Raw genomic sequence first — 17,030 nt, 5'->3', positions numbered from 1 at the left:
ACTTTAGTATTCAATATTGACTTCTGGCGAAGTTAAACTGTCACACAACAAAGACCCGTTTGGGTTGTATGGTTAAGTGACTAAGCGTACACGGTGGATGCCTTGGCAGTTGGAGGCGATGAAGGACGTATTAACTTGCGATAAGCCTAGTCAAGCTAGTAAAAAGCACTTGAGACTAGGATTTCCGAATGGGGAAACCCACCTGCTTGCAGGTATCGTTAACTGAATACATAGGTTAACGAGGCGAACGCGGAGAACTGAAACATCTAAGTACCCGTAGGAAAAGAAATCAACCGAGATTCCGAAAGTAGCGGCGAGCGAAATCGGAACAGCCCTTAAGCTTATTATGTGTTAATGGAAGGCTGCTGGAAAGCGCCACGATACAGGGTGATAGTCCCGTACATGAAAAGACATTTTAAGTGAAATCGAGTAGGTCGGAGCACGTGAAACTTTGACTGAATATAGGTGGACCATCATCTAAGGCTAAATACTCCCAACTGACCGATAGTGAACCAGTACCGTGAGGGAAAGGCGAAAAGAACCCCTGTGAGGGGAGTGAAATAGAACCTGAAACCGTGTACGTACAAGCAGTAGGAGCCCACTTGTTGGGTGACTGCGTACCTTTTGTATAATGGGTCAGCGACTTATATTTTGTAGCGAGGTTAACCGATTAGGGTAGCCGTAGGGAAACCGAGTCTTAACTGGGCGAATAGTTGCAAGGTATAGACCCGAAACCCGGTGATCTAGCCATGAGCAGGTTGAAGGTTGAGTAACATCAACTGGAGGACCGAACCCACTAACGTTGAAAAGTTAGGGGATGACTTGTGGTTAGGAGTGAAAGGCTAATCAAACCGGGAGATAGCTGGTTCTCCCCGAAATCTATTTAGGTAGAGCCTCGGACGAATACTTACGGGGGTAGAGCACTGTTAAGGCTAGGGGGTCATCCCGACTTACCAACCCTTTGCAAACTCCGAATACCGTAAAGTAATATCCGGGAGACACACGGCGGGTGCTAACGTCCGTCGTGAAGAGGGAAACAACCCAGACCGCCAGCTAAGGTCCCAAAGTCATAGTTAAGTGGGAAACGATGTGGAAAGGCCCAGACAGCCAGGAGGTTGGCTTAGAAGCAGCCATCCTTTAAAGAAAGCGTAATAGCTCACTGGTCGAGTCGGTCTGCGCGGAAGATGTAACGGGGCTAAACTATGCACCGAAGCTGCGGATTCATCTTAGGATGAGTGGTAGGGGAGCGTTCTGTAAGCCGTTGAAGGTGACCCGGGAGGGTTGCTGGAGGTATCAGAAGTGCGAATGCTGACATGAGTAACGATAATGGGAGTGAAAAACTCCCACGCCGGAAGACCAAGGGTTCCTATCCCATGTTAATCAGGGTAGGGTAAGTCGACCCCTAAGGCGAGGCCGAAAGGCGTAGTCGATGGGAAACAGATTAATATTTCTGTACTCGATATAATTGCGATGGGGGGACGGAGCAGGCTAAGCAAGCATGGCGTTGGTAGTCCATGTGAAAGTGAGTAGGGCGTTTGTTTAGGTAAATCCGGACGAACACTAAACCTGAGACACGAGACGAGTCACCACGGTGATGAAGTTGCTGATGCCATACTTCCAGGAAAAGCCTCTAAGCTTCAGATTATATGGAATCGTACCCCAAACCGACACAGGTGGTCAGGTAGAGAATACTAAGGCGCTTGAGAGAACTCGGGTGAAGGAACTAGGCAAAATCGTACCGTAACTTCGGGAGAAGGTACGCTCCTATCTGTGATGAGACTTGCTCTCTAAGCGGACGGGAGCCGCAGTGACCAGGTGGCTGGGACTGTTTATTAAAAACACAGCACTGTGCAAAATCGCAAGATGACGTATACGGTGTGACACCTGCCCGGTGCCGGAAGGTTAATTGATGGGGTTATCCTTAGGGAGAAGCTCTTGATCGAAGCCCCGGTAAACGGCGGCCGTAACTATAACGGTCCTAAGGTAGCGAAATTCCTTGTCGGGTAAGTTCCGACCTGCACGAATGGTGTAACCATGGCCACGCTGTCTCCACCCGAGACTCAGTGAAATTGAAATCGCAGTGAAGATGCTGTGTACCCGCGGCTAGACGGAAAGACCCCGTGAACCTTTACTACAGCTTGGCACTGAACATTGAACCTACATGTGTAGGATAGGTGGGAGACTTTGAAGATGAGACGCTAGTTTTGTTGGAGTCAACCTTGAAATACCACCCTTGTAGTTTTGATGTTCTAACGTTGGCCCCTGAATCGGGGTTACGGACAGTGCCTGGTGGGTAGTTTGACTGGGGCGGTCTCCTCCTAAAGAGTAACGGAGGAGCACGAAGGTTGGCTAAGTACGGTCGGACATCGTACGGTTAGTGTAATGGTAGAAGCCAGCTTAACTGCGAGACAGACACGTCGAGCAGGTACGAAAGTAGGTCATAGTGATCCGGTGGTTCTGAATGGAAGGGCCATCGCTCAACGGATAAAAGGTACTCCGGGGATAACAGGCTGATACCGCCCAAGAGTTCATATCGACGGCGGTGTTTGGCACCTCGATGTCGGCTCATCACATCCTGGGGCTGAAGTCGGTCCCAAGGGTATGGCTGTTCGCCATTTAAAGTGGTACGCGAGCTGGGTTTAGAACGTCGTGAGACAGTTCGGTCCCTATCTGCCGTGGGCGTTTGAGAATTGAGAGGGGTTGCTCCTAGTACGAGAGGACCGGAGTGAACGAACCGCTGGTGTTCGGGTTGTCATGCCAATGGCATTGCCCGGTAGCTACGTTCGGAACTGATAAGCGCTGAAAGCATCTAAGCGCGAAGCAGGCCTCGAGATGATTTCTCACTAGAGCTATAAGCTCTCTGAAGGGCCGTTGGAGACTACAACGTTGATAGGCAAGATGTGGAAGTGCTGTGAGGCATTAAGCTAACTTGTACTAATTACCCGTGAGGCTTAACCATACAACGCCAAACGCGTTTTATGTGACAGTTCAAGCAAGAAGTTAATATTGCTAAAGTAGATATTTACGCAAAGACTTAAAAAATATTATCAGATATTTTCCAAATTCAGTTAATTTGTAGTGATACGAATTAACGCCCTAATTTGCTTGGTAACAATAGCGTTTTGGGCCCACCTGACCCCATGCCGAACTCAGTAGTGAAACGAAACAGCGCCGATGATAGTGTAGCATTTGCTATGTGAAAGTAGGACATTGCCAGGCTCCAAATTGTAGAAAGCCCGACTAGAAATAGTCGGGCTTTTTTACGTCTGCAGAAAAGTGAAGTGTGGGTGAGTAATGTACACAAGTCTCCCGCGTAGGTTGGGCGAGCGTAGCGACACCCCACGATAAAGAGCATCATAAATAGCTAGATTGTTGCTTTTCTACTGCGTAGTGCATCGATAGCAAATGCTATTTATCGGGTTTAGTGGCCTGCACTAATTATAAATTAGAATATTTAATGGGTTGCTGGAATTAACTCCCAGTTATTATCACGCTTAACAGTTAGTAAATTTTTGGAAATGATTTGAGCTAAAATGATAGCGCAAACTAAAAACCCAACATGAGCTGGGTTTTTAATTAATTTAATGCGCTAGGAGCTATTTATTAGCTTCGTTAAATTATCTATGCAGTTCGCCGACTCTTTCAGGTTGGTAGGTTACTTCTTTTATTTTTACTTTTATTAAACCTCCACCAGGCTTAGGCCATTCAATTTCATCTCCTTGTGATAGCCCAAGTAAAGCGCCGCCGATAGGGGCTAAAATTGATATTTTTTGGCCGCTAGCGTCAAGATCTTTCGGGTAGACAAGAGTTAAATTAAATTCTTCTTTTGAAGATTCTACAACAAAATTTACCGTCGAATTCATGGTAACTATAGTTGCTGGAACGTCTTTAGGATCAACTATAGTTGCACGTCCTAACTCTGCTTCAAGTTCTTTTTCACCCGCAAAACTGTTTGCAGGTAATGATTCGATTAAATCGTATAGTCTATCTGCATCTAGTGATGAGATGATAATTTCAGGTCTTTTATTCAACTCAATATCCTTAATAATGTTTATGTAAATAAAACTTACTCTGAGTATGATTCGGCATAAGCTTAATTGCACTAGAATACGTTGAAGTAATTTTTATTTGCAACTCAATAATCAACTATCTTAAGCAATAGTACTTAAGTGACTAAAGAGTATAGTTAGTTTTTTATTTTTTCTATAACATTAAAAACCCAGCCGAGGCTGGGGTTTTTTTAACCGGGAGGTTTAGGAGGGGGTTTACATCATACCGCCCATTCCACCCATACCGCCCATGCCACCCATATCAGGAGCGCTATCATCTTTAGGGATTTCAGCTACCATAGCTTCGGTAGTGATCATTAGACCCGCAATAGACCCTGCAAATTGTAGTGCAGAGCGTGTTACTTTAGTTGGATCTAGGATACCCATTTCAATCATGTCGTTGTATTCGCCAGTAGCTGCGTTGTAACCGTAGTTACCATCGCCGCCTTTAACTGCGTTAATTACAACTGAAGCTTCGTCACCTGCGTTTGTTACGATTTGACGAAGTGGCGCTTCCATTGCACGAAGTGCAACTTTAATACCGTGGTTTTGATCTTCGTTGTCGCCAACTAAATCAACCAGCTTACTTGCTGCACGAACTAGTGCAACGCCGCCGCCAGGTACTACACCTTCTTCAACCGCTGCACGAGTTGCATTTAATGCATCTTCAACGCGGTCTTTTTTCTCTTTCATTTCCATTTCAGTCGCAGCACCAACTTTGATTACTGCAACACCGCCAGCTAGTTTAGCCATGCGCTCTTGTAGTTTTTCTTTATCGTAATCTGATGTTGCTTCTTCGATTTGTGCTTTAATTTGTGAAACACGGCCGTTAATACCTGCTTCTTCGCCAGCACCATCAATGATAGTTGTATCATCTTTAGTGATAATTACGCGCTTAGCTGTACCTAGGTCTTCAACTGTTGCTTTTTCAAGCTCAAGGCCGATTTCTTCTGAAATCACAGTACCGCCAGTTAATACAGCGATATCTTGTAGCATTGCTTTACGACGGTCGCCAAAACCAGGAGCTTTCACTGCTGATACTTTAACAATACCGCGCATGTTATTAACTACTAATGTAGCGAGTGCTTCGCCTTCAAGGTCTTCTGCGATGATTAGTAGTGGCTTGCTTGCTTTAGCAACTGCTTCTAATGTTGGTAATAATTCGCGAATGTTAGATATTTTTTTATCTACAAGTAGAATAAATGGGTTATCTAGTTCAACAGTACCTTTTTCTGGGCTGTTAATAAAGTAAGGAGATAGGTAACCACGGTCAAACTGCATGCCTTCAACAACATCGAGTTCGTTTTCCAGTGATTGACCTTCTTCTACAGTAATAACACCACTGTTACGGCCTACTTTTTCCATTGCTTGTGCAATGATGTCGCCAATCTCTTTATCAGAGTTAGCTGAAATAGTACCTACTTGTGCAATTGCTTTAGTGTCAGAGCATGGAACAGATAACGCTTTAAGCTCTGCAACAGCAGCAATTACTGCTTTGTCGATGCCGCGCTTAAGGTCCATTGGGTTCATGCCTGCTGCAACAGCTTTAAGGCCTTCGTTTACAATAGACTGTGCAAGTACTGTAGCGGTAGTTGTACCATCGCCGGCTGCATCGTTAGCTTTAGATGCAACTTCTTTAACCATTTGTGCGCCCATGTTTTCAAACTTGTCTTCAAGTTCGATTTCTTTTGCTACAGATACACCATCTTTAGTGATAACTGGAGAGCCAAATGATTTATCTAGTACAACGTTACGGCCTTTAGGACCTAATGTAACTTTTACTGCGTTTGCCAGGATGTTTACGCCAGTTAGCATTTTAGCGCGTGCGTCACCTGCAAAAAGTACTTCTTTTGCTGCCATGTTTTAAATTCCTCTAAATTCTTAAATGTTTATAAACGAAAAGTAGGTTTAGCCTACAATGCCTAAAATATTATCTTCACGCATGATCAGGTACTCTTGACCTTCGATCTTTTCAACTTTCTCAACATATGAGCCAAATAACACAGTGTCACCGGCTTTAACTTCTAATGCTCTAACATCACCGCTTTCTAAAATGCGACCATTACCAACGGCAACAACTTCTCCGCGGGTTGATTTTTCAGCTGCAGAGCCAGTTAATACAATACCGCCAGCAGATTTTGTTTCTTCTTCTAGACGCTTAACGATCACGCGATCATGTAAAGGACGAATATTCATTTATTTAGTTCTCCTAACAGTTTCTGCGAAGGGCAGAAAAAAGCTTATATTGGTTGCATTCAATAATGGGGGTGTTACGCCAAAATCCAAGCGTAAAATTAAAAAAATTAATCTTTTCGTTCAAACTCACCATCTATGATGGTCGGTTTGTTCACTTGATGAGGATCTGCTTCAGTTTGACTGTGCTGGGTAAATGGTGAACCACCTTGTTGCATACCTGCACTCATACGTACAGTAGCTTGACTAGCAAGGCCGGCTGCCAGTTTGTTGCGAATTACTGGCGTTAATAATAGTAGCCCAAAAACGTCGGTCATAATGCCAGGCGTTAACAATAATACGCCAGCTATAATAACGCATATACCAGTAAATAATTCTTTCGCAGGCATTTGCCCTTCGGCCATTTGAGTTTGTGCTTTTTGTAGCGCGCTCATACCTTGTTGTTTTACCATTTTTGCGCCTAAAATCGCGGTAATAATTACTAGCGCAATTGTCGAAAAACCACCTATTACCTTGCTTACTTGTATAAGTAAGGCGATTTCAATAATAGGAATAATGATAAACAACACAAATAAAAATCTAAACATAAAGCTCTCTAAATAATGAAACTCAAAAGAGTTGATGAAATATAAGTGAGGGTGGAGCGGTCTAATTTCAAGGATACAGTAAGCGCTATTACTATTTTTTTGCAGTTATAGCACCTACACATTACATACGCTATCAGATACTATGCTTACAGACATTATTAAACACATAAAGGTTCATTATGGCGGCGCAATTTAAACTTATTTTTACTACCTGCAAAGATGAAAATGAAGCAAGAGAGCTGGCAAAAGCATTAGTTGAGAGAAAACTGGCTGCATGTGTGAATATTCTACCAAAGGTAGCTTCTATTTATATATGGGAAGGTGAAGTAGTTGAGGCAACCGAAGCTAAACTATTGATCAAAACAAAGTTAGATAAAATGAACGATGTATTTTTAACTATTAAAGCATTACACAGCTACGAAGTGCCAGAGATCCAGGTTGTTGATGTGGCAACGGGTAACCTAGCTTATTTTAATTGGATGGATGAGGTACTTAATTAATGCGTTTTTTCTTTTTGTTACTGGTTGCATTATTAGCGGCTCCAGCTAAGGCTAATAATATACTTGGTGATTTACTTGCACCTCCACAACAAACCTTTTTACAAGTAGACCAAGCATTTGTATTTGATTTTGATCAGCAAGATAATACTTTATTTATAGGCTGGGATATTGCACCTGAATACTACTTATATAAAAATAAAATAGAGATTATTGCCAAAGGCGCGAATATAGAAGTAGGCGACTTAGGTAATGGAGAAGTTATCGAAGATGAGTTCTTTGGTAAAACAGAAGTTTTTTTTAATGCACTTAGTATTGTTAGTAAGCTCAGTAATGTAACTGAGGGAGCAGTAGTAAAAGTGCGTTACCAAGGTTGTGCTGAAGCTGGGTTATGTTACCCACCTGAAGTTATTAGTATTCCGCTAAACAAAATTGCCGGTGAACAGCTGCAAAATGCTGATGATGCTACGCACAGTGCAACCTCTGCAAACGCATTTACAACATTAAGTCAGGCTAATGCGCCGACAAGCAATGCGCCTAAAAAAGATCTGACCTTTACCGAGCAGTTAGCAAGCCAAGGGCTAATTACTAATTTACTGATATTTTTTGTTGTTGGTGTTGGCCTGGCTTTTACACCGTGTGTATTTCCAATGTTTCCAATTTTGTCGAGCTTAATTGCTGGGCAAAAAAATCTCTCAACTAAAAAAGCCTTCGCGTTATCATTTGTATATATTCAAGGTATGGCAGTGACCTACGCGGCATTAGGTTTGGTTGTGGCCGCACTTGGCGGGCAAGTTCAAGGTTATTTGCAGCACCCTTATGTACTTATTAGCTTTAGTTTATTGTTTGTATTATTAGCAATGTCGATGTTTGGTTGGTACGAAATAAAGCTACCAAGTGGCATGATGAACAAGTTAACCCAAGTAAGTAATAACCAAAAAGGTGGCAACTACGTTGGTGTGTTTTTAATGGGCGTATTATCGGGCTTGATTGCCTCGCCTTGCACCACCGCACCTTTGTCAGCGGCGCTATTGTTTGTAGCACAAAGTGGCGACTATTTAGTGGGGGGATTAACGCTTTATGTACTGAGTTTAGGGATGGGACTGCCATTATTGCTACTCGGTACATCGGGCGGAAAGCTATTGCCTAAAGCCGGTGGCTGGATGGAACAAGTTAAAACCCTATTTGGCTTTATTATGCTAGTTGTGCCACTTATATTACTTGAGCGCCTTTTAGATGCCGATGTTATTTTATTAATGGCGGGAGTATTGGCCTTGGCAACCGCGCTTTACTTGCATCACTGGCAAAGTGGCCAAACACAAGGAAAATTAAAAACAGCACTGTGGTTTGCTGCAACGTTACTCGTTGTTAGTGGCTTTAACTTAACTAAAAATTATTTTTGGCCAGTACACATGCAAACAATGCAAGTAAGTGCGCAAAGTAATGAGTTTAAGCAAGTAGCCAATTTAACTGAGTTAAAAGCAGCCGTTGCTCAAGCTAATGAGCAAGGCCGACTGGTTATGGTCGACTTATATGCTGATTGGTGTATTGCGTGTAAAGAATTTGAGCATTACACCTTTCCCGATGCAAAAGTGCAAAATGAGTTTAGTCACTTTGAGCTTATTCAAGTCGATTTAACCGACAGCGATAACAAAACAATCGAACTAATGGAAGAATATACGGTGTTTGGTTTACCGAGTATTTTGTTTTTTAATGCCCAAGGAGAGGAGCTAAGTGCACAACGTGTTACCGGCTTTTTGAATGCTGAAGATTTTGCTCAGCACCTATCTACAGTACGCGCCAGCGTAAAGTAGCAATATAATAGCCCCCCATAATTTAAAGGTGGGGCTATTACTACTGCCTCAATGCTTGTACCCAATACAGAGATAAGACCAGTATTTTGCTGTTATTTACGTCGAAATCACTATAATAGTTGGTTAACGTGAGAAATTGTTGTTATCTTGTTTTTTATACTCACATTTTTGTAAAAAATTAGCTAACGACTGCTTAACTCATTACTTATAGGATATATCGCGTATTATGGCTGCAAAATTCAAGCTTTTAGTTATAAATGGCCCAAATTTAAATATGCTAGGTAAACGTGAGCCAGATAAATACGGTTCACGTACGCTAAGCGAAATTATGAGCGAACTAACATGTGCCGCTGATAGTTTAAATGTTGAGTTAACGCACTTCCAAAGTAATAGTGAGCAAGCACTGATAGAGCGTATTCACGATACTTGGCAAGCGATTGATTACATAATTATTAATCCTGCTGCATTTACGCATACGAGCGTCGCATTACGTGATGCATTGTTAAGTGTTGATATTCCGTTTTTTGAAGTGCATTTAAGCAACGTGCACGCACGTGAAGCGTTTCGCCATCATTCGTATTTTTCTGATGTGGCGCAAGGCGTAATATGTGGATTAGGTGCAATGGGTTATCACGCAGCGCTTGAAGCTGCAGTAAACCAATTGCAAAACTCAAATTAATTTTAAACACACAAACTAATAGGCGGGCCGTTTATGGATATTCGCAAGATCAAAAAACTTATTGAATTAGTAGAAGAGTCAGGTATTGCTGAGCTAGAAATCACTGAAGGTGAAGAGTCAGTACGTATAAATCGTAATAACATGAGTGCAGGCCCAGGCTATGCTCAGTTTGCGCCACAGCAATATGCACCAGCACCAGTTGCCGCTCCAGTTGCTGCAGCTCCTGCAGCTCCTGCAGCAGCAGTTGAAGCCGCTGCTCCAGCAGCCTCTACAGGTCATCAAGTTAAATCACCTATGGTTGGCTCATTCTACGCTGCAGCTTCACCAGAAGCGCCAGCATACGTAGAAGTTGGTTCTCAAGTTAAAGTTGGCGATACATTATGTATCATCGAAGCAATGAAAATGATGAACCAAATTGAGTCAGACAAAGCTGGTACAGTAAAAGCTATTTTAGCTGAAAATGGCGAGCCAATAGAATTTGATCAACCTTTATTCATCATTGAATAATAGCGCAACCTAAAAGGCCAACTCTAATGTTAGATAAAGTAGTCATTGCAAACCGAGGTGAAATTGCACTTCGTATATTGCGCGCCTGCAAAGAGCTTGGGATCAAAACGGTTGCTGTGCATTCAACGGCAGATCGCGATCTTAAGCATGTATTGCTTGCAGATGAAACCATCTGTATTGGTAAACCAGCAGCAACAGAAAGTTATTTAGATATTCCGCGTATTATTGCCGCGGCTGAAATAACTGACGCTGTAGCGATTCATCCTGGTTATGGTTTTCTTGCAGAAAATGCTGATTTTGCCGATCAAGTTGAGCAAAGTGGTTTTGTATTTATTGGTCCTACTGGCGATACAATTCGTCTTATGGGCGATAAAGTATCTGCAATCACAGCAATGCGTAAAGCAGGTGTTCCGTGTGTACCAGGCTCAGATGGTCCAGTATCAGATGACAAAGAGCGCAATATGCAAATTGCTAAGCGCATTGGTTATCCGGTAATCATTAAAGCCGCCGGTGGCGGTGGTGGTCGTGGTATGCGTGTTGTGCGCAGCGAAGCTGAACTGATTGATTCAATTGCATTAACTCAGCAAGAAGCGAAGCAGTTCTTTGGTAATGGCATGGTTTACATGGAGAAATACCTTGAAAACCCACGTCATATCGAAGTACAAATTTTAGCTGATGGCCAAGGTAATGCTGTGCATTTAGGTGAACGTGATTGTTCTATGCAGCGTCGTCACCAAAAAGTAGTTGAAGAAGCACCCGCTCCAGGAATTACAGCAGAAACACGTAAGTTTATTGGTGAGCGCTGTACGCGTGCCTGTATTGAAATTGGTTATCGTGGAGCTGGTACGTTTGAGTTTTTATACGAAAACGGCGAGTTTTATTTTATCGAAATGAATACCCGTATTCAGGTTGAGCATACAATTACTGAAATGGTTACAGGTATTGATTTAGTTAAAGAACAGCTAAAAATTGCTGCTGGTCAGCCATTGTCGTTCACTCAAGATGATGTTGTTATTCGCGGCCATGCAATTGAATGTCGTATTAACGCAGAAGACCCAGAAACCTTTATTCCGTCACCGGGTAAAATTACACGTTTTCATCCTGCGGGTGGTTTAGGTATTCGTTGGGACAGCCATATTTATGCTGACTACACGGTTCCACCACATTACGATTCAATGATTGGTAAGCTAATTACTTACGGTGAAAACCGTGACGTAGCAATTGCTCGTGCACGTAACGCACTAAATGAATTGGTTATCGACGGTATTAAAACCAATACTCCGCTGCATAAAAGAATTCTTGCAGACGAAAACTTCCAAAATGGTGGGACTAATATCCACTATCTTGAGAAAAAATTGGGACTATAATTCCTCGTTAATAGAAACCGGCGCTTAGCCTAATGCCAGTCAGTTAACACTGACTGGCTTTTTTTTATAGGGATATTTAGATGGTTTCTTTTTCACACATCGTGGAAAGCTGCGCTCATGACGCCTTGTTGGTAACTGAAATAGCGTCAGCGTTTCTAATAAATGCTCATAGTGTTTTGGTAAATTTCCCGGACTTGTCAGTGGGATAGTTAACAGAAATACATTGATATGTCTTGAACAATGAGAAAAACTCAGTTGATTTGGCCATACTTCCAGTAACTCTGCTGCCTCACGCATGGCTATTCTTATAATATTGTAGGCAATTAGTAACCCCCACAATTCTTGCCTTATCATATCCGGCCTTTTTGAGCGTAGGATATAGTTTGAGTGCAACATTGTTTGTTTTATTTCTCGATATCCTATTTCTATTTCCCAGCGATGCATGTACAAATCAGCGATTTCTTTTGATGGGTAACGCATTACATCAAGCATTGATGTAAGAATCTGATACTGCTTATTATTATGCGTGTAAGTAAGCAGCCGAGCTTCTATAAACTCTGGCAAGTCAGTAAACTTTTTTCGCGCTTGGGGCGATGTTTTAAGACGCACTAACTGGTCATTTTTACTCATTTTCTTTATGGTATCAACCGTTAAGCCTTTTCTGACAGGTATCATCCAGTGTCTTTCAGTCCCTGCTTGATGCCAACGATGCAAAAGCCCTAATGAATAATAACCGCGATCAAATAAGGTTAATGAATTATCCGGTGTGCCTTCAATGAGCTCTTCAGCGAGTGTCATTTCCCCTTGATGCTGCCCGTTAAAAGCACAATTAATGAGTTGATGACTCGTTAGCTCCATGTGGCATACCATCCGAATTTGAGGATAGGTATTTTCACCATACTGGGTTGAGCCACACCCAAATACGTCTTTATTCTCTGGCGTATCATGTGTACGAAAAACAACGCCATCAACAGCTAATAGATTTAAGCCACAAAATGTATCGAAGTGGGCATGATTATAATGCCGTGACGCCATCATCTTGAAGACCTGCTCGACAGCATCTTCACCTAAGCGTTGTCTCGCTTGAACCATGGCACTAGGGGCAACTAGTTTCCCTTTACCTGGTAAGGCGATGTCCATTTTAGAGGCTATATCCCAAACAGATTCATGACGAAATAAACTCATACCAATCACAGACCAAACGACAGCATCGAGTGGTAAGCGACGTTTACGAACGGTGGCGACACCCGATTTTTCAAAAGCTTGGTTAAGTAATTCGGGATCTAAGATGCCAGATAAGTTATCAAGCGCTGTAAATTCCTCGGCAGATGAGAAAGTGGTCGAAAGAGCTGTTTGAATATCCATAAAAAATCCGTAATTAGCGAAACTAATTACGGATTATTCACGATCATTTAGATCGGTCAACCGATCAATTAACCTTAACTGATCGGCATTAGGCGCTTAGCCGGTTTTTTTATCTTTAAAAATTGGCTGTATCACCTTAAATAAATAATCTGGTATGATTAACAAATATGCGCTTTAATAAATTTTTGAGGTAAAGGTAATAATGTCACGTAGTTTTAAGTCTCACTTGAGTGATGATATTGCCACGGTAACAATGGGCAATCGAATTGCGGCTATTATAGAGCAAGGTGCGGTAATTTATTTACATGGCGATTTAGGCGCGGGTAAAACCACCTTTACACGTGGCATAGTGCAAGGTTTTGGCCATACAGGTAAGGTTAAAAGTCCAACGTATACCTTAGTAGAGCCATATGAGCTGGAGCGCGCTAATGTTTACCACTTTGATTTATATCGTTTAGGCGATCCAGAAGAACTTGAATATATGGGAATACGCGATTACTTTTCAGCGCAAGCAATTTGTGTGGTTGAATGGCCAGAAAAAGGCGGGGAGTTTATTCCTGTGCCAGATTTAAATATTACCTTAAGCTATGTAGGCGATGAGCGAAATATCGTTATTAATAGTGCCAGTGAGCGTGGTAGCGTAATTATTGAAAAACTAAATAACTTAACCTCAGAGTAATAATATTGGTTATATAACAAATAATAAAATAGTTAAGGCAGTCACTATCAACATGAGTCGCGGTGTAATTAAACTCTTTATTTATCTTGTAGCTATCACTATGAGTTCGTCGCTATGGGCACAAAATACCATTAATAGTGTGCGCGTTTGGCCATCTCCCGATAGCACTCGGGTGGTATTTGATTTAACTGAAAAGCCTGATTTTAGTTATTTTATGCTTAAAAATCCTAGCCGTTTAGTGGTTGATTTAGAGCAAACACGGGAGCTTAAAGTGTTACCCGGTATTCCGCCTGAGCATCAAATTGTTAGTAAGCTTCGTTATTCTAAACCAAAAAATAAACACAGCGTGCGCTTTGTATTTGAATTGAGTGCCCCGGTAAAGCCTGTGGTTTTTGCATTAGCACCAACGGGTCCCTATAAAAACAGGTTGGTTGTTGATCTATATGATAAAAGTGAATCATCCACAGCAGTATCACCAGCGCAAATAGCGGCTAAAAACCGTCAATTAAGCCAAGAGCGCGATATTGTTATTGCGATTGACGCTGGTCACGGTGGTGAAGACCCTGGCTCAATTGGCCCATCGGGTACCTATGAAAAAACGATTACATTACAAATAGCTAAACGCTTAGAGAGGATGATTGACTCTGAGCGCGGGATGATTTCGCGTATGGTGCGCAGCGGCGATTACTTTGTAAAGCTCAATACCCGCACCAATCGTGCTCGTGAGAAAAAAGCTGATTTTTTTGTCTCTATTCATGCTGATGCATTTACGAGCCCAGGTCCAAATGGTGCCTCAGTGTGGGTGTTATCACTGCGCCGTGCTAACTCAGAAATAGGTAAATGGATTGAAGATAAAGAAAAACACTCTGAGCTTTTAGGTGGCGCGGCAGATGTAATAAAAGATGCCGCCAATGAAAAGTACTTAGCGCAAGCACTGCTTGATATGTCGATGGATCATTCGATGAAAACCGGTTTGAGCGTTGCTGATGAAGTAGTAAAAGAGCTGCGTAAGGTGGCAAAGTTACATAAAAAAGACCCTCAACATGCGAGTCTTGCAGTATTAAAGTCACCAGACATTCCTTCTATTTTAATCGAAACAGGGTTTATTTCTAATCCCCGTGAAGAAAAATTGCTAAAAAGTGCTAATCACCAAGAGCGTTTAGCCAAAGCTATATTTACTTCAATTAAAAATTATTATTTAAAAAATCCACCTGACGATTCTTTATTTGCCAAGTTAAAGTCGCAATATCCAACCAAGCATAAAGTTCGCCCGGGGGAGTCGTTAAGCATGTTAGCGAGTCGCTACGGCATAACTATAAACAAGTTAAAGCAGGCGAATAAATTAAGCTCTAATACCTTATTTATTGGCCAAGAACTCGATATACCGCAAAGTTAATTGCTTATCATTAGAGCCATGTTTGTTAGGAAGTTGAATGAGTATTGAAATACTACCCGCACGTTTAGCGAACCAAATTGCTGCAGGTGAAGTGGTCGAGCGCCCCGCGTCGGTGGTAAAAGAATTAGTAGAAAATAGCCTAGATGCTGGTGCTACACGCATTCAAATAGATATTGAGCGAGGTGGGCACAAACTAATTCGTATTCGTGACAATGGTGTGGGTATTGCTCAAGACGAGCTTACATTGGCGCTTTCTCGCCATGCAACCAGTAAATTGAAATCCCTCGATGATTTAGAAAATATTTGCTCACTAGGATTTAGAGGTGAAGCACTGGCGTCAATTAGTTCCGTTTCGCGCTTAACGCTAAGCTCAAAAACTAAACATCAAGAAGCCGCTTGGCAAGCATTTGCACAAGGTCGCGATATGGCTGTGCAAGTAAAACCAGTAGCGCACCCAGATGGCACCACCATAGAAGTAAAAGATTTATTTTTTAATACGCCAGCCCGGCGCAAATTTTTACGTACCGAAAAAACAGAGTTTAGCCATATTGATGAGCTTATAAAGCGCATTGCGCTGAGTCGATTTGATGTATCTATTACCCTTACTCATAATGAAAAAGTAGTCAGGCAGTACCGTGCTAAAACTGATCCTAGCCAAGCAATTGCCCGTGTAGCGCAAGTGGCGGGTAAAGCATTTGCTGAGCAAGGCTTGCATATTCAATCGGGCGAGGGGGGCTTGCAGCTCCATGGCTGGGTATTGCCGGTTGGTTCTGCTAACACCGTGCAGTATACCTATGTAAATAATCGTATGATGCGCGACAAGCTTATACTGCACGCTATTCGCCAAGCATTTGAAGAAGTAAGTGGTGCCCAAGAGTTACCCGGTTTTGTTATTTATATTGATATTGACCCTCGTCAAGTTGATGTAAATGTTCATCCGGCAAAACACGAAGTACGTTTTCATCAAGGGCGTTTAGTACACGACTTTATACTACAAGCAATTAAACAAGTTGTTGTGCCACTGCAAGGTGAGTTTACTAATGAGCCTTTAAATAACCTAGCCGATACGGCATTTAGTCAGACAGACACTGCGCGTTCTCCCACTGGGAATTTTGAGTCGGGTGAGGTATTTGATTATCCTAAATCGCAATTGCAATCATCTCATAGTGTCAGTTCTGGCGGCGCATCGCTAGGTTCGCGTAGTGCGGGAGGGAGTGGCGGCGCCTACAGAGCTGCACCTAGTACTAATCATCATGATATTAATGCTTTTTATCAGGGCGTGAGTGAGCAGCATGCCGCGCATTTTGACCAAGGCGCTCACGTATCTGTTGGGGTTAACCAGTCACACGCTGTGGAGCAGGCAGTTGCTTTAAAAACGGTTGCTATTATCAGCATCAACGAAGGCGTGTGTGTGTTTAGCAGCGAGCAGCAATTGTATTGCTCACATTTTAAATATGCATTAGTTGATGATTGGCATGAGCAAATAAAAGAGCAGGGCAGCTTAGAGGGCAAAGCGCTGTTGTTGCCAGTACGGGTTAATTTATCCAAGCAAGACTGTGAGCTAATAGCAGCGCAACAGTCTTGGTTTACGCTATTAGGTTTTGAGCTAATTATTGAAAAACAGTTTGTGATGGTTAAAAAACTTCCTGCGTGCTTATATTTATTAGACGTTACTAGCGCGGTTGAAAGCCTGCTGGAAGCGTGTAAAGCACCACTTGAAAACATAGAAAGCTGGTTGGCGTGGCAGATGCAGCACACACCAGCGCGTTTTTATTCCAGCAATATCTTTTTAGCGCAGCAAGCCCGCATGCAAAATAATCCGCAAACAATTGAACGTTTGCGTGTAAAAGCAGTTAAAATAGATATAGAGCACTATTTAACGCAATTAGATTAAGGT

The 17,030-nt window shown here is 42.3% G+C and carries 13 protein-coding genes and 2 rRNA genes; 10 read left to right on the top strand and 5 right to left on the bottom strand.

Annotation, left to right across the window (positions count from 1 at the left end):
• The first annotated feature begins 70 nt into the window (after positions 1-70).
• Together CIK86_RS11910 and rrf are read left to right on the top strand one after the other, a co-directional pair.
• Positions 71-2,959 (top strand): 23S ribosomal RNA (locus tag CIK86_RS11910).
• A 145-nt stretch (positions 2,960-3,104) separates the two neighbouring features.
• Positions 3,105-3,219 (top strand): 5S ribosomal RNA (rrf, locus tag CIK86_RS11905).
• Between the two features lie 398 nt (positions 3,220-3,617).
• Here rrf and rnk read toward each other — a convergent pair.
• The 4 genes from rnk to CIK86_RS11885 all read right to left on the bottom strand — a co-directional run bounded on the left by rnk (position 3,618) and on the right by CIK86_RS11885 (position 6,829).
• Positions 3,618-4,031, bottom strand: coding sequence for a nucleoside diphosphate kinase regulator (gene rnk / locus CIK86_RS11900; RefSeq protein ID WP_041454318.1), 414 nt, complete (start codon positions 4,029-4,031; stop codon positions 3,618-3,620).
• Positions 4,032-4,265: 234 nt separating this feature from the next.
• Positions 4,266-5,909, bottom strand: a complete 1,644-nt coding sequence (gene groL, locus CIK86_RS11895; RefSeq protein ID WP_086995379.1) for a chaperonin GroEL — start codon at positions 5,907-5,909, stop codon at positions 4,266-4,268.
• 48 nt (positions 5,910-5,957) lie between these two features.
• Entirely contained in the window at positions 5,958-6,245 is a 288-nt protein-coding gene (locus CIK86_RS11890; RefSeq protein WP_011326973.1) for a co-chaperone GroES, read from the bottom strand.
• A 107-nt stretch (positions 6,246-6,352) separates the two neighbouring features.
• Positions 6,353-6,829 carry an FxsA family protein gene (locus CIK86_RS11885; RefSeq protein ID WP_086995376.1) on the bottom strand — a complete coding sequence of 159 codons (477 nt, stop codon included), beginning with the start codon at positions 6,827-6,829 and terminating at the stop codon, positions 6,353-6,355.
• A gap of 179 nt (positions 6,830-7,008) precedes the next feature.
• Here CIK86_RS11885 and cutA point away from each other — a divergent pair, with 179 nt between their 5' ends.
• The 5 genes from cutA to accC all read left to right on the top strand — a co-directional run bounded on the left by cutA (position 7,009) and on the right by accC (position 11,693).
• Positions 7,009-7,329 (top strand): divalent-cation tolerance protein CutA, encoded by a 321-nt coding sequence (cutA, locus tag CIK86_RS11880; protein ID WP_011326975.1) that lies wholly within the window; start codon positions 7,009-7,011, stop codon positions 7,327-7,329.
• Positions 7,329-9,140 (top strand): protein-disulfide reductase DsbD, encoded by a 1,812-nt coding sequence (locus tag CIK86_RS11875; protein ID WP_086995373.1) that lies wholly within the window; start codon positions 7,329-7,331, stop codon positions 9,138-9,140. Before cutA ends, CIK86_RS11875 begins: the two co-directional genes overlap by 1 nt.
• 226 nt (positions 9,141-9,366) lie before the next feature.
• On the top strand, positions 9,367-9,819 hold the full coding sequence (gene aroQ / locus CIK86_RS11870; protein WP_011326977.1) for a type II 3-dehydroquinate dehydratase: 453 nt from the start codon (positions 9,367-9,369) through the stop codon (positions 9,817-9,819).
• 33 nt (positions 9,820-9,852) lie between these two features.
• Entirely contained in the window at positions 9,853-10,326 is a 474-nt protein-coding gene (gene accB, locus CIK86_RS11865) for an acetyl-CoA carboxylase biotin carboxyl carrier protein (protein WP_086995371.1), read from the top strand.
• Positions 10,327-10,352: 26 nt separating this feature from the next.
• A complete protein-coding gene (gene accC, locus CIK86_RS11860; RefSeq protein ID WP_086995368.1) occupies positions 10,353-11,693 on the top strand; it encodes an acetyl-CoA carboxylase biotin carboxylase subunit in 1,341 nt (446 codons plus the stop codon).
• Between the two features lie 39 nt (positions 11,694-11,732).
• On the opposite strand, the gene CIK86_RS11855 is transcribed toward accC, so the two are convergent.
• Positions 11,733-13,058 (bottom strand): IS4 family transposase, encoded by a 1,326-nt coding sequence (locus CIK86_RS11855; protein WP_096317099.1) that lies wholly within the window; start codon positions 13,056-13,058, stop codon positions 11,733-11,735.
• 202 nt (positions 13,059-13,260) lie between these two features.
• Between CIK86_RS11855 and tsaE the strand changes: the two genes are divergently transcribed.
• The 3 genes from tsaE to mutL are packed head-to-tail and all read left to right on the top strand — an operon-like array spanning position 13,261 to position 17,027.
• Positions 13,261-13,737 carry a tRNA (adenosine(37)-N6)-threonylcarbamoyltransferase complex ATPase subunit type 1 TsaE gene (tsaE, locus tag CIK86_RS11850; RefSeq protein WP_011326980.1) on the top strand — a complete coding sequence of 159 codons (477 nt, stop codon included), beginning with the start codon at positions 13,261-13,263 and terminating at the stop codon, positions 13,735-13,737.
• Positions 13,738-13,789: 52 nt separating this feature from the next.
• Positions 13,790-15,133: an N-acetylmuramoyl-L-alanine amidase gene (locus CIK86_RS11845; RefSeq protein WP_086994868.1), complete on the top strand. Its 1,344-nt coding sequence runs from the start codon at positions 13,790-13,792 to the stop codon at positions 15,131-15,133.
• 37 nt (positions 15,134-15,170) lie between these two features.
• Entirely contained in the window at positions 15,171-17,027 is a 1,857-nt protein-coding gene (mutL, locus tag CIK86_RS11840; protein ID WP_086994864.1) for a DNA mismatch repair endonuclease MutL, read from the top strand.
• The last annotated feature ends 3 nt before the right edge of the window (positions 17,028-17,030 follow it).

The organism is Pseudoalteromonas sp. JB197, from assembly GCF_002332205.1.
In the GTDB taxonomy this organism is placed as follows: domain Bacteria; phylum Pseudomonadota; class Gammaproteobacteria; order Enterobacterales; family Alteromonadaceae; genus Pseudoalteromonas; species Pseudoalteromonas nigrifaciens.
This window is presented reverse-complemented; position numbering and strand designations above follow the sequence as displayed.